Source organism: Mesorhizobium sp. PAMC28654, from assembly GCF_020616515.1.
Lineage (GTDB): Bacteria > Pseudomonadota > Alphaproteobacteria > Rhizobiales > Rhizobiaceae > Mesorhizobium.
Map to the genome: position 1 here is coordinate 280,095 of NZ_CP085135.1, position 16,992 is coordinate 297,086.

Genomic DNA, 16,992 nt, shown 5'->3' on the forward strand with positions numbered 1-16,992 from the left:
CCAGGTTCCGTACCAAAAGCCATTCCCGGCAAGAATATACCGGCAGGCTGTGAACGGCAGGAGCCGTTTGGCAGCCTCATTGGTGAAAACAAAGGTTCTACTATGCAGGTCACCGAAACCCTCAATTCCGGTCTCAAGCGCGAGATCAAGATCACCGTGCCGGCCGGTGACATGGAGGCCAAGCTGATGGCGCGGCTTTCCGACGCCAGGAACAAGGTCCGCATCAATGGCTTCCGCCCCGGCAAGGTGCCGGTGCAGCACCTGCGCAAGGTCTACGGCAAGTCGTTCATGGCCGAAGTCGTCAACGAGATCCTCAATGATTCGACCCGTTCGATCATTTCGGGCCGCGGTGAAAAAGCCGCCATGCAGCCCGAGGTCATCATGACCGAGGACGAGAAGGAAGCCGAGAAGATCCTGGCTGGCGGCGTCGATTTCGAATTCCGCCTGAACTACGAGATCATCCCGGCCATCGAGATCAAGGATTTCTCCGACATCAAGGTGACCCGTCAGGTGTTCGACGTGCCGGATTCCGAGATCGACGAGCAGGTCCAGCGCGTCGCCGAATCGGCACGCAGCTATGAGCCGAAGACTGGCAAGGCCGCCAATGGCGACCGCGTGACCATTGATTATCTCGGCAAGATCGACGGTGAAGCCTTCAATGGCGGCGCCGGCACCGACCAGCCGCTGGTGCTGGGCTCCAAGGAGTTTATCCCTGGCTTCGAGGAGCAGCTCGTCGGCACCAAGGCCGGTGACGAGAAGCAGGTCACCGTGACCTTCCCGGAAAATTACCAGGCAGCACATCTCGCCGGCAAGGAAGCGACCTTCGACGTCACCGTCAAGGAAGTCTCCCAGCCCGGCGCGCTCGAAATCAACGACGAGACCGCGAAGAACCTCGGCCTGGAGTCGCTGGAGCGCCTGCGCGATGTGGTGCGTGGCCAGATCGAGAACCAGTTCGGCGCCATGACGCGCCAGAAGGTCAAGCGCCAGTTGCTCGACCAACTCGATGCGTCCTACTCGTTCGAAGCACCGTCGAAGCTTGTCGAAGCCGAGTTCAACAACATCTGGGCCCAGGTCAATCGCGACCTGGAAGCAGCCGGCCGGACCTTCGCCGACGAAGAGACGACGGAAGAAGAGGCTCGCGCCGAGTATCTGCGCCTTGCCGAACGCCGCGTGCGCCTCGGCCTGGTTCTGGCCGAAATCGGTGAGAAGGCCGGCGTTACCGTTTCCGACGAAGAGCTGCAGCGTGGCCTGTTCGAGCAGGTGCGCCGCTATCCGGCCAACCAGCAGCAGGAAGTCTTCGAATTCTACCGCAGCAACCCCGAAGCGTTGAACACGCTGCGCGCGCCGATGTTCGAGGAGAAGGTTGTCGACCATCTGCTCGGCCAGATCGCCGTCACCGACGTCAAGGTGAGCAAGGAAGAGCTGATGGCCGACGACGAGGAGGCCGAAACCACCGCCAAGGCGAAGCCTGCCAAGAAGGCTGCGTCGAAAAAGGCAGAGGCCAAGGCAAGCGACGACAAGGCCGGCGACGACGCGGAAGAGCCCAAGAAGAAGGCCGCGCCGAAGAAAAAAGCCGCCAAGGACGCCGAATAAGAACGATTTTCCAATGAATTGAGAAGGGCCGCCCTTGGGGCGGCCTTTTTCGTTGCGAAACTGCAACAGCCGACTCGCTTACGGACGGCTGCAATGGCGATACGAAGCTTTGATCATTATCTGCGCTGAATGCGGAGTGCAGGGTTGGAGGGATCGTTGAGGTTGTTCTTCGACATGGGGCTTGCTGTTGCGGCAGCGCTTGTTCTTGCCGGGGCATGCGGCGTTGTGCGTGCCGACGCCGCTGTTGGCGACTGGCGTTTCGCCAAGGACGGCGATGGCCTGGTTACAGCCTCGCTCTATGCCACGAACAAGCTGATCACGGGTGGCGGCGCCCTGAGCTACAGCCCCGTGCTGACCATTGCTTGCCGGTCCGGCGGCGAGCCGCGCTGGACCGAATGGCTGCAGCTGAACGATGCCGTCTCCGCCAGCCGCAAGATCACCGTTTCGGTTGCCATCGACAGTCGCGGCCAGATGCCGCTCATGGATGGTTTGACCGCAACACGAGCCGCAATGCCTATGCCTGTATCCGAAACGGTGAACCGCAAGGCGGTTGGAACCAAGCGATCCTCACCCGGTTCAACCTTTAAAAATACCCGCCCTGATTGGGTGAACTTGATCGCATTGCCAAGCAAGTTGAGGAGCACCTGCCGCAGCCGCGTCGGATCGCCGACCAGGTCATTGCTGACACTGGTTCCAATTTCGCACACCAGCACCAGCCCTTTCTCGTGGGCACGAGGCGCCACCATCTCGATCACCTTTTCCAGGTGGTCGCTCAACGAAAAGCCTGTTTGTTCCAGATCGAGCTGAGAGGCTTCGACCTTCGAGAGGTCCAGGATGTCGTTGATGAGGTTCAGCAAGTTATCGCCGGAACGGCGGAATATCTGCACGTACTTGTCTTGTTCGGGGGAAAGTGGGGTCTTTGCGAGGAGGTCGGCGATGCCCATGATTGCATTCATGGGCGTGCGGATCTCATGGCTCATGCTGGCAAGAAAATCTGACTTGGTTCTGCTCGCGCTTTCAGCTGCCGCCTTGGCTTGCTGCAGTTCCACTTCCACGCGCTTTCGCTCCGTGACGTCGCGCGCCGCGGCGAAGACGCCCTGCAATGTGCGGCCCCGATCGTAGAAAGTCGTGGCGTTATAGGACACGACGGTCTGCTTGCCGTCTCGGGCGCGAGCCGTAAGCTCGTAGTCGGTCACCGACTTTTCGCTGAGCACGCGTTTGATCCCCGCTTCCGCCCGCTCCGGATCGGTGAAGCAGTCCTTGAACGGAGCGCCGATCAATTCGTCACGGGTGCAGCCGGTGAGCGCCTCCGTCTGTTTGTTGACGTCCGTAATGATGCCGGCTGGGTCGATCGTCATCAGGGCGTCGATGTTCGATTCGATCAGCGAGCGCGTGTAGAATTGCTGATCGCGCAAACGCTGGTCGGACTTCTTTTGCTCTTCTTCGACCAGTTTGCGCGCGGTATTGTCGGTGCCGATCAGGAGGTATCCGATGATCCCGTCCTGTGCGTCGCGTAGCGCCGTGACTGACACCACCGCAGGGAAGCGCGTTCCATCCTTGCGGATGTAGGTCAGTTCGTAGATGTCTTCTATTCCGCGCGATGCCTTGAAAACCAGGGCCTCAAAACCCGGCTCGATCATGGTCGCTAGTTCGATGCTCAAGGCCCGAGCGCGCAAGATCAGCTCCTGAGGATCGGAGATGTCGGCCGGCGTGATCGTGTTCATCATCTCGGCCGCCGTGTAACCAAGCATCCGCTCGGCGCCGACATTGAAGATCTGAATCACACCTTTGGCGTCGGTGGCGATGCTGGAGAAGTTGGCGCTGTTGAAGATCGCGCTCTGCAACGCGCCTGCCTGGAGGAGCGCTTCTTCAGCCTCCTTGCGCGCGGTGTTGTCGGTGCCGATCAGGAGGTATCCGATGATGCCGTCCTGCGCGTCGCGCAAGGCTGTGACTGACACCACTGCCGGAAACCGGCTTCCGTCCTTGCGAATATAGGTCAGTTCATAGATGTCCTCGATTCCGCGCGAGGCCTTGAACACCAGGGCCTCGAAGCCTGGCGTGATCGATGTCGAAAGCTCCGCGCTCAAGGCTTGAGCGCGCGCAATCAACTCCTGCGGATCGGAGATGTCGGCCGGGGTGATCGTGTTCATCACTTCGGCTGCCGTGTAGCCAAGCATCCGCTCGGCGCCGACGTTGAAGATCTGAATCACACCCTTGGCGTCGGTCGCGATGCTGGAAAAATTCGCACTGTTAAAGATCGCGCTCTGCAGGGCGCCCGCTTTAACGATGGACTCGTCCGTCTGATGATGTGCTGCGTTGTCAGGGGACAGGGGAAGTGGGTTCTCGATGTCTTCTCCGTGGGTAAATTCGAGGTCAGGTTTCCTGACAAAAACTTGCGGCCGCCACTCGTACAAATGTTGAAAGCCACGAAGCCATGTCAGTGAAGAAGTTCCGCGACGGAATATTCAAGTTGAGCGGGAGAATAGGGTTTCTGAAGGAATTGTCCTCCACCGACGAACATCTCTGTCATACCGGCGGTGAGAGGGCTACCGGACGTGTATAGCACACGCAATCCCGGCTGAAGCTTGATTGCCTGGTTCGCCACGTCGTATCCACCGAGGGCCAATGCGCTGAGGCGGATATCGACAAAGAGCGCGTCAATTTGTTGAGACGTCGACAGGTGCAAGAGTGCTGCTGCGAGATCGCCGGCCAAGAGGACGGTGTGACCCAAGTCGCCAATTGTCCACTCGGCGGTTTGGCGGATGAATACTTCGTCTTCGACGATGAGAATAACGGCCATCAATGGGCCATGAGCAGCAAAACCGGCATGTTATCAGAAGTCCCCCGACTGCGGAGCTCGCAGTCAACACGGAACTCGCGTCTCGGGGCATGGTTCCATGAGGTGTCGTATTATTGTTCGTGAGCGAAAGCTGTCTTCGTGATCCCGATTGCAAACGTTGAATCGAACGCCATCCGCACCTCTCGTAAAAGGCCTTCCAGGGCAAGTATGTGCTTGGACAGATAAGTGGCCTCAATGCTCAGATCAGCAGCAGGCCCTTCATGCTAGAATAGCCTTTCTTGCCGATGATGATGTGGTCGTGGACGGAGATGCCCAAGCGCTTGCCGGCATCGATGATTTCCTTGGTCATCTCGATGTCGGCGCGCGAGGGCGTCGGGTCGCCGGACGGATGATTGTGGACCAGGATGATCGCCGTGGCGGCCAGTTCAAGCGCACGCTTGATGACTTCCCGGGGATAGACCGGTGTGTGATCGACCGTGCCGACCTGCTGCACCTCATCGGCAATCAGCGCATTCTTCTTGTCCAGGAACAGGATGCGGAACTGCTCGCGCTGCTCGAAGGCCATGGCCGAGCGGCAATAGTCGAGAACCTGCGTCCAGGACGAGAGCACCTCACGGCCCAATACCTCGCCGCGCGCCATGCGCTGCGCCGTCGCCGCGACGACCTTCAGGTCGAGCGCCACCGCCGGCCCGATGCCCTTGACCTCCTGCAACAGGCCAACAGGCGCGCCGAGCACCTCGGCCAGCGTGCCGAAGCGCGCCAGCAATGCCTTGGCGACCGGCTTGGTATCAGTGCGCGGGATCAGGCGAAAAAGCAGGAGCTCCAAAAGCTCGTAGTCGGGCAGGGCGTCAGGGCCGGCGCCGGCAAAGCGTTCACGCAGGCGGTCGCGATGGCCGATATAGTGCGGCTTTTCCTCGATCGTCGAGGCCTTTGCCGGCGGTCGGATCGGTGCTTCGGAGAAAAAACTCCGTTCATCGTCGTCGCTGGTCTTCCCCATATGCCCCCGCATCCGGCCAGTCAGCCAGGCAAAACTGCCGCCCGACTTGCCAAAACACTAGAGCATGATCCCGAAAAGTGGAAACCGGTTTTCTCGGACAAACGGTTCCCGTTTGTCCTGAGATCATGCTCAAACAAAAATGATAGAGCCCATCCCATCGGGATACAGGTTCCAGGCGGGCAGGGCTGAGCGGCCGAGGTTTGGGCGGCAGGGTGAAATTCCGAAGGCTGTCACACAAGGTCGCGATCGAGTGTTGCTTCATTCGGCCAGCGAAGTCCGTTCGCGGAACTGCTCGGCCATCCAGTCGATGAAGACGCGCAGGCGCGGCGATAGCTGGCGGGTGTGCGAATAGAGCACGTGGACCGGCAATGGCGAGGGTGGAAAGTCGGCGAGCACTTCGACCAGCATGCCGCTGGCCAGTTCCGAAACCACGCGGTATCGCGGCACCTGGATCAGACCAAGGCCCAGGCATGCGGAGGCGACATTGGTATCGGGCCCGGTCACGGTCACATTGGCGGGTAAGGTCAACTGGCGGGTCTTTGCGCCGATGCTGAAGACGAGAGGTGTGATCTCGGCGGAGTCTGGAGACAACAGTCCGACCATTTCGTGCCCCCGCAGATCGTCGGGCGTTCGCGGCGTGCCAAAGCGGTTGAGGTAGTCAGGGCTGGCGAAGGTGCCCCTTTCCAGCGTTGCCAGACGTCGCCGTATCAACGGGCTGTCCGACAACTCGCCCGCGCGCAGCAGGCAGTCGAACCCTTCGCGGATCATGTCCAGCGGCTGGTGCATCTCGCTGATGTGCAAGCGAATGTCCGGGTAGAGCTCGCGAAAGCGTGGAAGACCCGGCAGGAGGAAATAGCGTGCCTGGGTGCCGTGCATGTCGACGCGGACCAGACCCGATGGCTTGGCGCCGACAAAGGCGCCCTCGGCGTCTTCGAGGTCGGCGATCAGGCTGACGCAGCGCTGATAGTAAGCTTCGCCGTCCAGCGTCGGGCTGACTTGACGGGTGGTTCGCTGCAGCAGTCGCACGCCCCGCCGCGCCTCCAGACCCTTCACCGCATCGGTGACCGATGAACGCGGCAGGCCGAGATCGTCGGCGGTCTTGGTGAAACTGCGCCGCTCGACGATGCGGATGAAGGCGCGCATGGCATCGAAGCGATCCATTGTCCGAACTCTCGAATTATAATGCCGGATCGTGAATTTCTCATCCAGCGTCGTCGGCATGCTGCAGCCGGGCTATGGCGTCTATGCCGCCACCAAGGCGGCGGTCGAAGCCATGACCAGCATCCTCGCCAAGGAATTGCGCGGCCGCGACATCACGGTCAACGCGATCGCGCCAGGGCCGACGGCGACCAAGCTGTTCCTCGACGGCAAGCCGCAAGAAGTGGTCGACCGCCTGTCGAAGATGGCGCCGCTCGAACGCCTTGGCCAGCCCCAGGACATCGCCGATGCCGTCGCCTTCCTTGCCGGTCCGGACGGCGCCTGGATCAACGGCCAGACGCTGCGCGCCAATGGCGGGATCATCTGATCCGGGCCTGTCCCGTCTCGACCCACTTCAACGCAAACCTCAAACTCAAACCTCAAGCAAGGAGATTTCGTCGTGTCCAAGTCCATCATGTCCAAGTCCATCATCCTCGTCACCGGCGCTTCCTCGGGCTTCGGCCTCATGACCGCCAAGGCCCTGGCCGAGGCCGGCCACACGGTCTACGCCTCGATGCGCGAGACCACGGGGCGCAATGCGCCTCAGGTCGCTGCCGTCGCCGCCTGGGCAGCGGAGCAGAAGGTCGATCTGCGCACCGCCGAACTGGACGTGCAGTCCGACGCGTCGGCCGATGCCGGCATCGCCCAAGTCATCGCCGATGCGGGCCGGTTGGACGTCATCGTCCACAATGCCGGCCACATGGTGTTCGGCCCGGCCGAGGCTTTTACCCCGAACCAGTTCATCCAGCAGTACGACGTCAACGTGCTGGGCGCCCAGCGGATCAACCGGGCGGCGCTGCCCCATCTGCGCCGTCAGCACAAAGGCCTGCTGGTCTGGGTCGGTTCTTCCTCGACTCGTGGCGGCACCCCGCCGTTCCTGGCGCCCTATTTCGCGGCCAAGGCGGCAATGGACGCGCTTGCCGTGTCCTATTCCACCGAACTCGCGCTGTGGGGCATCGAGACCACGATCATGGTGCCCGGCGCCTTCACCAAGGGCACCAACCACTTCGCGCATTCCGGCAAGCCGTCCGATGCGGCGCGGCTCGCGGAGTATGAAGCGGGTGCCTATAGCCGATCGGGCCCTGAAGGGGCTGGCCGGCCTTGAGTCCGCGGATGCCGATCAGTCGGAAGTGGCGCGCGAGATCGTTCGAGTCGTGGACGCGCCGTTCGGCAAGCGGCCGTTCCGAGTTCATGTCGATCCGTCACAGGATGGCGCGGAGATCGTCAACGGCGTCGCCGACCGTATGCGCCGCGAGATGTATCGCAATATCGGCCTCGAAAACCTGTTGCACCCGGCTGTTATCGCCTGAGTTCGCGGTTCGCCGGATCGGTCGATGCAAAAGGGCTGACGCCAGTAGTGGTGTCAGTCCTTCCGTCGTGACGATTGCCTTCTGGCAGGCGTGGTCCGAAACGGAGGACGTGGCGGCGACCTCTATGACGCGGTGCGAGAGTCCCGGATGAGTTCGATGAACGCCCGCAATTTCGCCGGCTGGTGACGTCGTCCGGGATAATAGAGGTTCAGGCCGGGATAGGGCGGCGTCCAGTCGTCCAGCACCTGAACGAGACGTCCCACCGCGATGTCCTCGGCAACCGACCATTCGGAGATATAGGCCAGGCCGGCGCCCTCCCGCGCGGCGCGCAACATCAAGTCGCTTTCATCCAGGGTGAGGGAGCCCGGAACGTCCAGGGCCAGACTTTCTCCCCTTCTTTCGAACTCCCATCGGTAGAGCGACCCGCTGGCCATGCGAGCACGGATGCATGTGTGCATCATCAGGTCGTTTGGCGTCAGGGGGCGGGCACGCCGTTCAAAATAGGAGGGAGAGCCGACGATGACCGAACGCGTCTCCCGGCTGATCGGTATCGCGATCATGTCGGGCGGGATCATTTCGGCGATCCGCACTCCAGCGTCGAAACCCTGGCCGATCACATCCACCAGCGCGCCTTCGGTGGTCACTTCAACCTGCATCCGTGGGTAGCGACGCAGATATTCCAGCAGCAACGGGGCCAGGATCATCCTTGCCGCGCCGAGCGAGGTGTTGAGACGCAACGTGCCGACAGGCTCGGAGCGGTGCCCGTCAACGCCCTCCATGGCGTTGCGGATCGCCGACAGGGCAGGCCCCACTTCGGCGATGAACTGCTCGCCGGCCGCGGACAGGGAGACACTGCGGGTGGTGCGATTGAAGAGGCGTACGCCAAGGCGGGTCTCCAGCGCAGCGATCGACTGGCTGAGCGCCGAGGAAGACATGCCCAATTCGCGCGCCGCTGCCCGAAAACCGCTTCGGCTGGCGACGGCCATTACAGCTTCGAGTTCAATCAGGCTGCCACGTGTCATTGTCCGTATATTCTTATCAGGCTGCGCGGCTTTGGTCATCTTATCTAATTGATGCGTTTGCGCCAAATTAGTCCAGTCAACAAATATGGAGAACACGGCCATGCGCGGCATCGACAAAATCTACATCAACGGCGCCTTTGTCACGCCACACGGCGAAGAGACCGCCGACCTCTTCAATCCCGCCACCGAGGTGAAGATCGGCCAGGTGCGGCTGGGCGACGCGACTGATGCCGATGCCGCTGTCGCGGCCGCCAAGCGGGCATTCCCGGCCTTCTCGCGGACGACCAAGGCCGAACGCATCGCTTTCCTCAAGCGCCTGCACGCAGAGGTCTCCGCGCGGGCCGACGAACTGGCCCGCGCGATGGTCGAGGAATATGGCGCGCCGCAGTATTTCGTCGGCTTCGCGGTCGCCAATGCTGCATCGGTCTTCCTGAACATGGTCGAGACACTGGAGGCCTACGACTTTACCCGGACCATCGGTCGGGCCAAGGTGGAGATGCGGCCGCATGGCGTTGTCGTGGCGATCACGCCCTGGAACAGCAATTATGGTTTCATTTGCACGAAGCTGGCCATGGCGATCGCCGCCGGCTGCACCATCGTGCTCAAGCCCAGCGAGATGAGTGCCACCCAGACCCAGGTGCTGACTGAATGCCTGCACGCGGCGGGGTTGCCGGCGGGAGTGTTCAACATCGTCAACGGTCGTGGAGACGTGGTTGGCGCCACGCTGAGTTCGCATCCTGACGTTGCCAAGATCAGCTTCACCGGCTCCACGGGCGTCGGCCGCTCGATCCTGCTGGCCGCCGCCCAGACCATGAAGCGCGTGACGCTGGAACTGGGCGGGAAGGGGCCGAACGTCATTCTGGAGGACGCCGACCTCGACGCCGCCATTCCGACGGCGCTGATGACCGGTTTCATGAACAGCGGCCAGGCTTGCATCGCCGGCACCCGTATCCTGGCGCCCGAGAGTCGACTGCCGGAAATCCTGGAGCGGCTGAAGACCGCCGTGGCGGCCATCAAGGCAGGTGATCCAAACGAGCCGGGCGTTCAGGTCGGTCCCATGGTGAGCCAGAAGCAGTATGAGCGCGTGCAGGGTTACATCCGCTTGGGCCTGGATGAAGGCGCCGATCTCCTCGCTGGCGGTGAGGGGCGCCCGGCGGGCCTGGATCGTGGCTGGTTCGTGCAGCCGACCATCTTTAGCGGCGTTACCAACCAGATGCGTATCGCCCGCGAGGAGATTTTTGGGCCCGTGCTCTGCGTGATCCCTTATCGGGATGAGGCTGAGTGGACTTGCCCCGAAAAAGTGGAGAGTTTCCTTCTGATGAAAGGCGACCTCGATGACGAAACAGAGACAGTTTACGGATGCGTTCAAGGCGGAGGCGGTTGGCCTTGTGCGAACGAGCGGTCGGACGAAGCGGCAGATCGCGGAGGATCTTGGTGTTGGTTTCTCGACGCTGACGCGATGGATGGGTCGGCAGCTGGATCGTGAGATGGGCGATCCTGGGCGTCCGCCTGATGCTGATGTCGCCGCTGAATTGAAACGGCTGCGGCGGGAGAATGAAATCCTTCGGCAGGAGCGGGATATCTTGAAACGGGCGACGGCTTTTTTCGTCAAGGAGGGAAGTCGGTGAGGTTCGCGCTCATCGACCAGGCGAAGAAGGATTTCCCTGTGGACCGTTTGTGCGCGACGCTGGGTGTCAGCCCGAGCGGCTACTTTGCCTGGGGGCGCCGGCCGGCGTGCCGCCGGCAGCGCGACGACATGATAATGCTGGCGCATGTGCGATCGTCGTTCGCGCTGTCGAACGGAACCTATGGTAGCCCGCGCATGACGCGGGAACTGCAAGACAATGGCTTTGCCATTGGCCGGCGACGAACGGCGCGTCTGATGCGGGAGAATGGCCTCCAGGCAAGACAGAAGCGGCGGTTCAAGCGCACGACGGACAGCGAACACGCCTTTCCGGTTGCCCCCAATGTCATCGACCAGGATTTTGCCGCCACTGGTCCCAACCAGAAATGGGGTGCCGACATCTCCTACATCTGGACGCGGGAGGGCTGGTTGTACCTTGCTGTCGTCATCGATCTGTTTGCCCGCAAGGTCGTTGGCTGGGCTGCTGGCAACCGGCTACACCGCAGCCTGGCTCTGGCAGCGCTCAACAAGGCGTTCGTCATGCGGCAGCCGGAACCCGGCCTCATTCACCACTCCGACCGCGGCAGCCAATATTGTTCTATCGACTACCAAGCCGAATTGCGTGCCGCCGGCGTCATCATCTCAATGTCAGGCAAGGGCAATTGCTTTGATAACGCCATGGTCGAAACATTCTTCAAGACGCTGAAAACTGAACTGATCTGGCGCACCTCTTTCCTTACCCGCGCCGATGCCCAAGCCGCCATTGCCCGATATATCGACGGCTTCTACAATCCCATCCGGCGGCATTCCGCGCTCGACTACATCAGCCCGATGCAGTTCGAGCGAAACGCCGCCGAATGAGCAACCCGCTCTCCACTTTACCGAAGCAAGTCCAGAGGCCATCGCCATCGCCAATGACACGAGCTATGAGCTGCAGGCCTATGTGATGTCGTCCAATGCCGAGCATGCGCGTGCGTTCGCCGACCAGCTCGATTCAGGTCGCGTCGTCATCAATGGCGCGCCTCACGAACCATTGGCGCCGTTCGGCGGGTTCAAGCAGTCGGGTATCGGTCGCGAATACGGCGTCTTCGGACTGGAGGCGTATCTGGAGCCTCGAGCCGTGCTCGTCTAAGGGCACTCAACCTGGACCGCTCGATCGTCCCGGCCTGGCAAACACTAAGCCGGCAGGCCGGGGCGGTCGAGATTGTTGGGCGACAGCGTGAAAATCTCGCAGCCGGTATCGGTCACGCCGATCGTGTGCTCGTACTGCGCCGACAGCGAGCGATCGCGCGTCACCGCTGTCCAGCCGTCCGACAGGACTTTGACGTGTGGCCTGCCAAGATTGATCATCGGTTCGACGGTGAAGATCATGCCTGGCCGCATCTCGACGCCTTCATGGGCGCTGCCATAGTGCAGGATGTTGGGCGCGTCATGAAACAGCTGGCCGACACCATGGCCGCAGAAATCGCGCACCACGGAGCAACGCTCGCCTTCGGCAAAGCTCTGGATGGCGGCGCCGATGGCGCCGGTACGGGCTCCCGGCCGGATCGCGGCGATGCCGCGCATCAGGCATTCATGGGTGACTTCGAGCAACCGTTCGGCGGCGCGCTTGATGGTGCCGACCGGATACATGCGCGAGGAGTCACCGTGCCAGCCATCAAGGATGTAGGTGACGTCGATGTTGACGATGTCGCCGTCTTTCAACGGCTTGTTGTCGGGAATGCCATGGCAGACGACATGGTTGATCGAGGTGCAGGACGACTTTGTGTAGCCGCGATAGTTGAGCGTCGCCGGCAGCGCGCCGTGATCCATGCCGAATTCGAAGACGAAACGGTCGATGGTGTCTGTTGTGACGCCAGGTCCGACCATGGGCACCAGCTCGTCGAGGCAGCGCGCGGTGAGGTCGCACGCCTTGCGCATGCCGGCAAAGCCTTCTTCGCCATAAAGGCGGATCTGCCCGGTGTTCCTGAGCGGTGCGGTGGCGGCGTCGAGATAGGTGACCATTGTGTCCGTCTTGCCGGTGATGGCCCTTTTGAATGAGCCGGCGTGAAATTCACTCCAGATTTGGCACTTGAAGGCCAAAGGTTCAAGGAAGAACTGCCCAAGGCGGCCGAACATGGCGGAGATTCACGTCCGGCGGCCCGACGTTTGGCCGCTCCTGCCTGGGTTTGCTTTCCTTTCTTGCCCATGTGCGGTACGGCGGATGGACGATTTTGGAGAACGCGCGCCTTGAGGTTCGAGCGCATCAGGTCATTTGACACGCCGATGACGGCAGCCTGCTCATGTCTGGTGGGCCTGCTGCTGTTCGCGTTGCTGTGTCTCGGCCAGTCGGGCGCACCAACTTTTGCTGGCACCGACACCGGCGGCCCCAGTCTCAGCCTGGAGCAGCATGGCGAGGCCGCGGCTCTACTGCGCGTCACCGGTAAGGTTCAGGCAGTTGAAGTCCGCACCGGCCGATCGGTGTTTGCAAAGTTCGCGGGCGGTAACCCGGCCTTGTTGCCGCCGGAGCCTCAATTCCTTCTGCTCGACCGCACGTCGCTGGTCGAGCGGTTCATCGCGCGCGCGGCAGTTGCCGCGCCGCGGTCGAATGCCAACCGGCCGCGTGCGCCGCCGTCCGTCTGACCGGCACTTTCAGCTTTCACCCATAAATCCTTCTGCGTCGCGGACCGGTGCGGCGGCCCTTGGCCGTGCATCGGCCACGTGGCGCGTCATTCGGACTGCTTTTCAATGGAACGTATCAAGTCATTCAAGACACTCACGCGCGCGGCGACGGCCGCATTGTTCCTCTCGGTCCAGGCCATCATCTGCATCGGAACCGTCTATTGGGCGGTCGCCGAGACACTCTGGCTTTCTGGAACGGGAGCCGTTGTTCTCGGCGTCATCTTCGCGGTGCCATCGGCCTATATCCTGCTGGTGGTCACCCGCATGTGCTATGAAGCGGAGACAGATCCGGCAAACCAGTGAGCACGTCGGGCCATGAGCAGGCCGGGCCAAGCAGGTCGGGTTCCGGCCCGGTTCGGCGTCAAGCGCGCAGGAGGACTACAGGACCTCCGCGCTTTTGCCAGCAGATCACGGTGGAGGGCCGCGGCATGGCATTGCCGTGGCGCAGTGACGACACATTCCTTGCCGAGAAACCTCTTCAGGCAACTTTTTAAGACGAACCGCGTTACGCTCTCGACGTCGGTTCGGGAGACTTGGAATGGACAGATTGCAATTCGAGGTTCCGGTGCGCATCGCACTCGAACCCGACCTGCCCGTAGAGGAAATTTATGGCGTCGAACAGGCGCTCGATTTCCTGCAGGATTGGCCGGTTCGCAAGCAAGGACCAGTCTACCAGAAAGCCTTCAATGCGTGTTTCGGTGCCACGGTGGACGTGGTGAAGACGGAAGACGCATGTCGTGCGTTCATGGCATTCTGCCGGGTCAGCAGGCTGATGGCCCGCGATATGATGACGACGCGCAAGCGGGACGGTGAGGCGAGAGGTATGCGTGCGTAGTCTTGACGCTTGACCAACTCGCCTTTTCTGCCTGTGCGGGAAAGCGTCGATCACGTTTCATGAATCGTCGTTAAGGATCCGTTTTCACCTTCGCGGCTACGCCAGTGACTGTAGGGCAGCGTTCGATTCGTTGCGTCAGTCTCATGGTGTAAAAATGCATTCAGCAGAAGTGCGAGTTTTTCCGATAGACCGTCAGATCGTTCTGGTTCGCGAGGTCGCGGCCAAGCTCGACAAGCTGCACGGGGACACAGCCACATCATTCTGGAAGGCCACGGCCGGCGAACTCCTTGATCGCGTCGTCGGGTCGGGCAAGGATAGGGCTTCGGCAAGCGACGAGGTTCGCCGTTTCTTTGCTGCTGTTCAAAGAGAGATGCATATTTTGACCGGCGACGTGGCCTGAGACGACGCCAAAACCGTATCAGCGCCATTTTTCGCCGCGCCGGTGATTTTGAATCTTTCTGTCTGCGGTCAAGTTTAAGCGGCGGATTGAATTACCCCATAATGATGAAATGGACGCTCAGGTTTATTCGGGTTCACGAATCCGAGACCTGACGCCCAGCTTTTCAGGTTCCTTCAACATTATATGTTTCCGATGATCTAAGATAAATCCCCGGCGCTTTGCGATTTCCGCACCCGCCGTGTCGAAATTCCATGGATTATTTCAGGGTTATTTTTGATAAATTTAGTAACGTATATATATATACTTTTAGATGCAGCTTAGAATCATTATAAAGTAAGTTTGATCGCGAATTTGTGATGTTTCGATCTGCTCGCGTTTCTGCATTTTTCTTGTTGCCTTCGCTCGCAAGGGTGTAGGTGCAGCCCACGTAGCCGGAAAATTGGATGAACGGCTCCAGGGCTTTTGAATGCTGGTTCCTTTCCTCATCATGCTGCGCGAGGGCATCGAAGCAGCCCTTATTGTTGGTATCATCGCGAGCTATTTGCGCCAGACGGGCCGTCGTGCGTGGTTGCCGCTGGTCTGGGTGGGCGTCGGCCTGGCTGTCGCTCTTTCTCTTGCCGTGGGCATTGCATTCGACCTTGCGAGCGGCGAGTTCCCGCAGCGCATCCAGGAGATGTTCGAGGCGGCTGTCGGGCTGGTCGCCGTCATCATCCTAACCTCCATGGTGTTCTGGATGCGAAGGGCGGCGCGCTCGATCAAGGCCGAACTTCACGACTCGATCGACCACGCGCTGAGCACCGGCGATCATCAATCGATAGCGTTGCTGGGCATGGTGTTTTTCGCTGTTGCCCGCGAGGGACTGGAATCGGTGTTCTTCCTGCTTGCCACGTTCCAGCAAGGAGCAGAGGTCGGCATCGGCGCGCCGGTTGGCGCCGTGCTTGGACTGGCTGTCGCGGTCATCGTCGGGCTCCTCATTTATTATGGTGGCGTGAAGCTCAATCTGCGCGTGTTCTTCCGCTGGACCGGCTTCTTCATCCTGTTCGTCGCGGCGGGATTGCTCGCCGGCTCGTTGCGCGCCCTGCACGAGGCTGGGCTGTGGAACGGCCTGCAGGCGACAGCTTTCGATCTCAGTTCCATCCTGCCCGTCGATAGCGCACTGGGGTCGGTGCTGGCCGGCATATTGGGGTATCAGGACCAGCCGACAGTCGGCGAGGTGCTGGTCTACCTGCTCTACCTCGTTCCAGCGCTGATCCTTTTCATTCCCGCGCCGCCCGCGCCGGTTTCTCCCCAGCCAGCGGCGGACGGTTCGCGCCGTCCCGGCACCATTTGAGGCAATGGCGATGTCAGGCGGAGTGAAACAGTCTCAGATCGGCGCCGTCGCGGCTTTCCTGGCGATCGCGGCGGGTGGTGGCTACTACGCCTGGCAAAAGGGCGGTGACACGGGTGCGCCCAAGCCCGTTGCCGGAGCAACCGCGCCGGCCGTCCAGCCCGCCAGCGCAACCCCAGGCAAGACCGCGGAGGCGACGGTTACCGTCAACGCCAGGGCATGCGACCCCGAGGACATGACCGTGCCGGCGGGCAAGGTGACCTTCTCGATCGTCAACAAGAGCACGCGCGCGCTGGAGTGGGAAATCCTCACCGGCGTCATGGTGGTGGACGAGCGCGAGAACATCGCGCCGGGCTTTACGCAGAAGCTGACGACCACGCTTGAGCCCGGTGACTACGAAATCACCTGCGGCCTGCTCAGCAATCCCAAGGGCAAGCTTCATGTCACCGGCACCATGCCGGCTTCCGTGAAGCCGAAACTGGTCGACCTGATCGGACCGATGGCCGAATACAAGGTCTATCTTGGCGGAGAAGCGGCGGCGCTTGGCGAGGCGACTGTCAAATTCGCCGATGCCATCAAGGCCGGCGATCTCGACGCCGCCCGCAAGCTCTACGCACCGGCGCGCGTCCATTATGAGAGCATCAAGCCGATCGCCGAACTCTTCTCCGATCTCGACGCGGCCATCGATGCCAACGCGGCCGCCTATGACAAGAAGGAAGCCGATCCCGGCTTTGGTGGTTTTCACCGCATTGAATATGGGCTGTTCGCGCAATCGAATGCCGCCGGCCTGGCACCTCTGGCCGACAAGCTCTCCACCGATATCGCGCAACTTGGCGAGCGGCTGAAGACGCTTACCGTTCCTCCAGACAAGATGGCGGCCGGTGCCGCCAGCCTGATCGAGCAGGTAGCTTCGTCAAGGATCGCGGGCGAGGGCGGTCGCTACAGCCGAACCGAGCTGTGGGACATCCAGGCCAATGTCGACGGCGCGAGGAAGATCGTCGACCTTCTGCGACCCGTGCTTGCAAAAGCCGACGGCGCACTGACGAACCGCATCGATGCCGATTTCTCGGCGGCTGGCGCAATCCTGGCCAGATACCGCGCCGCCGACGGTTCCTTCGCAACCTACGACAAGGTGTCCGAAGACGACCGCACTGCCCTGCAGCAGGCAATGGCCAAGCTTGCGGGCGATCTCGCGGGGCTTTCCGACGCCCTTGGGCTGGCTTGAG

Annotated in this window: 15 protein-coding genes and 3 pseudogenes; 12 read left to right on the forward strand and 6 right to left on the reverse strand. The window is 61.3% G+C overall.

Annotated features, from left to right (window positions below):
* The first annotated feature begins 102 nt into the window (after positions 1 to 102).
* Positions 103 to 1,593 carry a trigger factor gene (tig, locus tag LGH82_RS01340; protein WP_227346968.1) on the forward strand — a complete coding sequence of 497 codons (1,491 nt, stop codon included), beginning with the start codon at positions 103 to 105 and terminating at the stop codon, positions 1,591 to 1,593.
* Positions 1,594 to 1,931: 338 nt separating this feature from the next.
* Here tig and LGH82_RS01345 read toward each other — a convergent pair whose 3' ends face one another.
* The 4 genes from LGH82_RS01345 to LGH82_RS01360 all read right to left on the reverse strand — a co-directional run bounded on the left by LGH82_RS01345 (position 1,932) and on the right by LGH82_RS01360 (position 6,551).
* Positions 1,932 to 4,007 (reverse strand): PAS domain-containing protein, encoded by a 2,076-nt coding sequence (locus LGH82_RS01345; RefSeq protein ID WP_227346969.1) that lies wholly within the window; start codon positions 4,005 to 4,007, stop codon positions 1,932 to 1,934.
* Positions 4,008 to 4,030: 23 nt separating this feature from the next.
* Positions 4,031 to 4,393 (reverse strand): response regulator, encoded by a 363-nt coding sequence (locus tag LGH82_RS01350; RefSeq protein ID WP_227346970.1) that lies wholly within the window; start codon positions 4,391 to 4,393, stop codon positions 4,031 to 4,033.
* A 238-nt stretch (positions 4,394 to 4,631) separates the two neighbouring features.
* Positions 4,632 to 5,390, reverse strand: coding sequence for a RadC family protein (radC, locus tag LGH82_RS01355; RefSeq protein ID WP_227346971.1), 759 nt, complete (start codon positions 5,388 to 5,390; stop codon positions 4,632 to 4,634).
* Positions 5,391 to 5,648: 258 nt separating this feature from the next.
* Positions 5,649 to 6,551, reverse strand: coding sequence for a LysR family transcriptional regulator (locus LGH82_RS01360; protein WP_227346972.1), 903 nt, complete (start codon positions 6,549 to 6,551; stop codon positions 5,649 to 5,651).
* 25 nt (positions 6,552 to 6,576) lie between these two features.
* On the opposite strand from LGH82_RS01360, the pseudogene LGH82_RS01365 reads away from it, so the two are divergent.
* Positions 6,577 to 6,915, forward strand: a pseudogene (locus tag LGH82_RS01365) (SDR family oxidoreductase); the annotation flags it as partial.
* Positions 6,916 to 7,002: 87 nt separating this feature from the next.
* Positions 7,003 to 7,897 (forward strand): annotated as a pseudogene (locus LGH82_RS01370) (SDR family NAD(P)-dependent oxidoreductase).
* A 122-nt stretch (positions 7,898 to 8,019) separates the two neighbouring features.
* Here LGH82_RS01370 and LGH82_RS01375 read toward each other — a convergent pair.
* Positions 8,020 to 8,919, reverse strand: coding sequence for a LysR family transcriptional regulator (locus tag LGH82_RS01375; protein WP_227349448.1), 900 nt, complete (start codon positions 8,917 to 8,919; stop codon positions 8,020 to 8,022).
* Between the two features lie 100 nt (positions 8,920 to 9,019).
* On the opposite strand from LGH82_RS01375, the gene LGH82_RS01380 reads away from it, so the two are divergent.
* The 3 genes and pseudogenes from LGH82_RS01380 to LGH82_RS01390 form a co-directional block, all read left to right on the forward strand.
* Positions 9,020 to 10,405, forward strand: a complete 1,386-nt coding sequence (locus tag LGH82_RS01380; protein ID WP_227346973.1) for an aldehyde dehydrogenase family protein — start codon at positions 9,020 to 9,022, stop codon at positions 10,403 to 10,405.
* A protein-coding gene (locus tag LGH82_RS01385; RefSeq protein WP_413771415.1) for an IS3 family transposase occupies positions 10,308 to 11,404 on the forward strand; the annotation gives its coding sequence in 2 pieces (ribosomal slippage) (positions 10,308 to 10,529 and positions 10,532 to 11,404; 1,095 coding nt in all). Before LGH82_RS01380 ends, LGH82_RS01385 begins: the two co-directional genes overlap by 98 nt.
* Positions 11,405 to 11,438: 34 nt before the next feature.
* Positions 11,439 to 11,675: pseudogene (locus LGH82_RS01390) on the forward strand (aldehyde dehydrogenase family protein); the annotation flags it as partial.
* Between the two features lie 44 nt (positions 11,676 to 11,719).
* Here the strand turns inward: LGH82_RS01390 and map are convergent.
* On the reverse strand, positions 11,720 to 12,547 hold the full coding sequence (map, locus tag LGH82_RS01395) for a type I methionyl aminopeptidase (RefSeq protein ID WP_227346975.1): 828 nt from the start codon (positions 12,545 to 12,547) through the stop codon (positions 11,720 to 11,722).
* 225 nt (positions 12,548 to 12,772) lie between these two features.
* On the opposite strand from map, the gene LGH82_RS01400 reads away from it, so the two are divergent.
* The 6 genes from LGH82_RS01400 (at position 12,773) to efeO (ending at position 16,991) form a co-directional block, all read left to right on the forward strand.
* Positions 12,773 to 13,165 (forward strand): hypothetical protein, encoded by a 393-nt coding sequence (locus LGH82_RS01400; RefSeq protein WP_227346976.1) that lies wholly within the window; start codon positions 12,773 to 12,775, stop codon positions 13,163 to 13,165.
* A 105-nt stretch (positions 13,166 to 13,270) separates the two neighbouring features.
* Positions 13,271 to 13,507, forward strand: coding sequence for a hypothetical protein (locus LGH82_RS01405; RefSeq protein ID WP_227346977.1), 237 nt, complete (start codon positions 13,271 to 13,273; stop codon positions 13,505 to 13,507).
* Positions 13,508 to 13,742: 235 nt separating this feature from the next.
* Positions 13,743 to 14,039 carry a DUF982 domain-containing protein gene (locus LGH82_RS01410; protein ID WP_227346978.1) on the forward strand — a complete coding sequence of 99 codons (297 nt, stop codon included), beginning with the start codon at positions 13,743 to 13,745 and terminating at the stop codon, positions 14,037 to 14,039.
* Positions 14,040 to 14,169: 130 nt separating this feature from the next.
* Positions 14,170 to 14,439 carry a DUF6074 family protein gene (locus LGH82_RS01415; RefSeq protein ID WP_227346979.1) on the forward strand — a complete coding sequence of 90 codons (270 nt, stop codon included), beginning with the start codon at positions 14,170 to 14,172 and terminating at the stop codon, positions 14,437 to 14,439.
* A gap of 466 nt (positions 14,440 to 14,905) precedes the next feature.
* Entirely contained in the window at positions 14,906 to 15,769 is an 864-nt protein-coding gene (gene efeU / locus LGH82_RS01420; protein ID WP_227346980.1) for an iron uptake transporter permease EfeU, read from the forward strand.
* A 22-nt stretch (positions 15,770 to 15,791) separates the two neighbouring features.
* On the forward strand, positions 15,792 to 16,991 hold the full coding sequence (gene efeO / locus LGH82_RS01425; RefSeq protein ID WP_227346981.1) for an iron uptake system protein EfeO: 1,200 nt from the start codon (positions 15,792 to 15,794) through the stop codon (positions 16,989 to 16,991).
* Position 16,992: the final 1 nt, after the last annotated feature.

Bases quoted from the DNA above. Each gene is read 5' to 3' on its own strand.
- map (WP_227346975.1), bottom strand. From the start codon at position 12,547: ATGGTCACCTATCTCGACGCCGCCACCGCACCGCTCAGGAACACCGGG.
- LGH82_RS01375 (WP_227349448.1), bottom strand. From the start codon at position 8,919: ATGACACGTGGCAGCCTGATTGAACTCGAAGCTGTAATGGCCGTCGCC.
- LGH82_RS01380 (WP_227346973.1), top strand. From the start codon at position 9,020: ATGCGCGGCATCGACAAAATCTACATCAACGGCGCCTTTGTCACGCCA.
- efeU (WP_227346980.1), top strand. From the start codon at position 14,906: ATGCTGGTTCCTTTCCTCATCATGCTGCGCGAGGGCATCGAAGCAGCC.
- LGH82_RS01350 (WP_227346970.1), bottom strand. From the start codon at position 4,393: ATGGCCGTTATTCTCATCGTCGAAGACGAAGTATTCATCCGCCAAACC.
- LGH82_RS01360 (WP_227346972.1), bottom strand. From the start codon at position 6,551: ATGGATCGCTTCGATGCCATGCGCGCCTTCATCCGCATCGTCGAGCGG.
- LGH82_RS01405 (WP_227346977.1), top strand. From the start codon at position 13,271: ATGGAACGTATCAAGTCATTCAAGACACTCACGCGCGCGGCGACGGCC.
- radC (WP_227346971.1), bottom strand. From the start codon at position 5,390: ATGGGGAAGACCAGCGACGACGATGAACGGAGTTTTTTCTCCGAAGCA.
- tig (WP_227346968.1), top strand. From the start codon at position 103: ATGCAGGTCACCGAAACCCTCAATTCCGGTCTCAAGCGCGAGATCAAG.
- LGH82_RS01410 (WP_227346978.1), top strand. From the start codon at position 13,743: ATGGACAGATTGCAATTCGAGGTTCCGGTGCGCATCGCACTCGAACCC.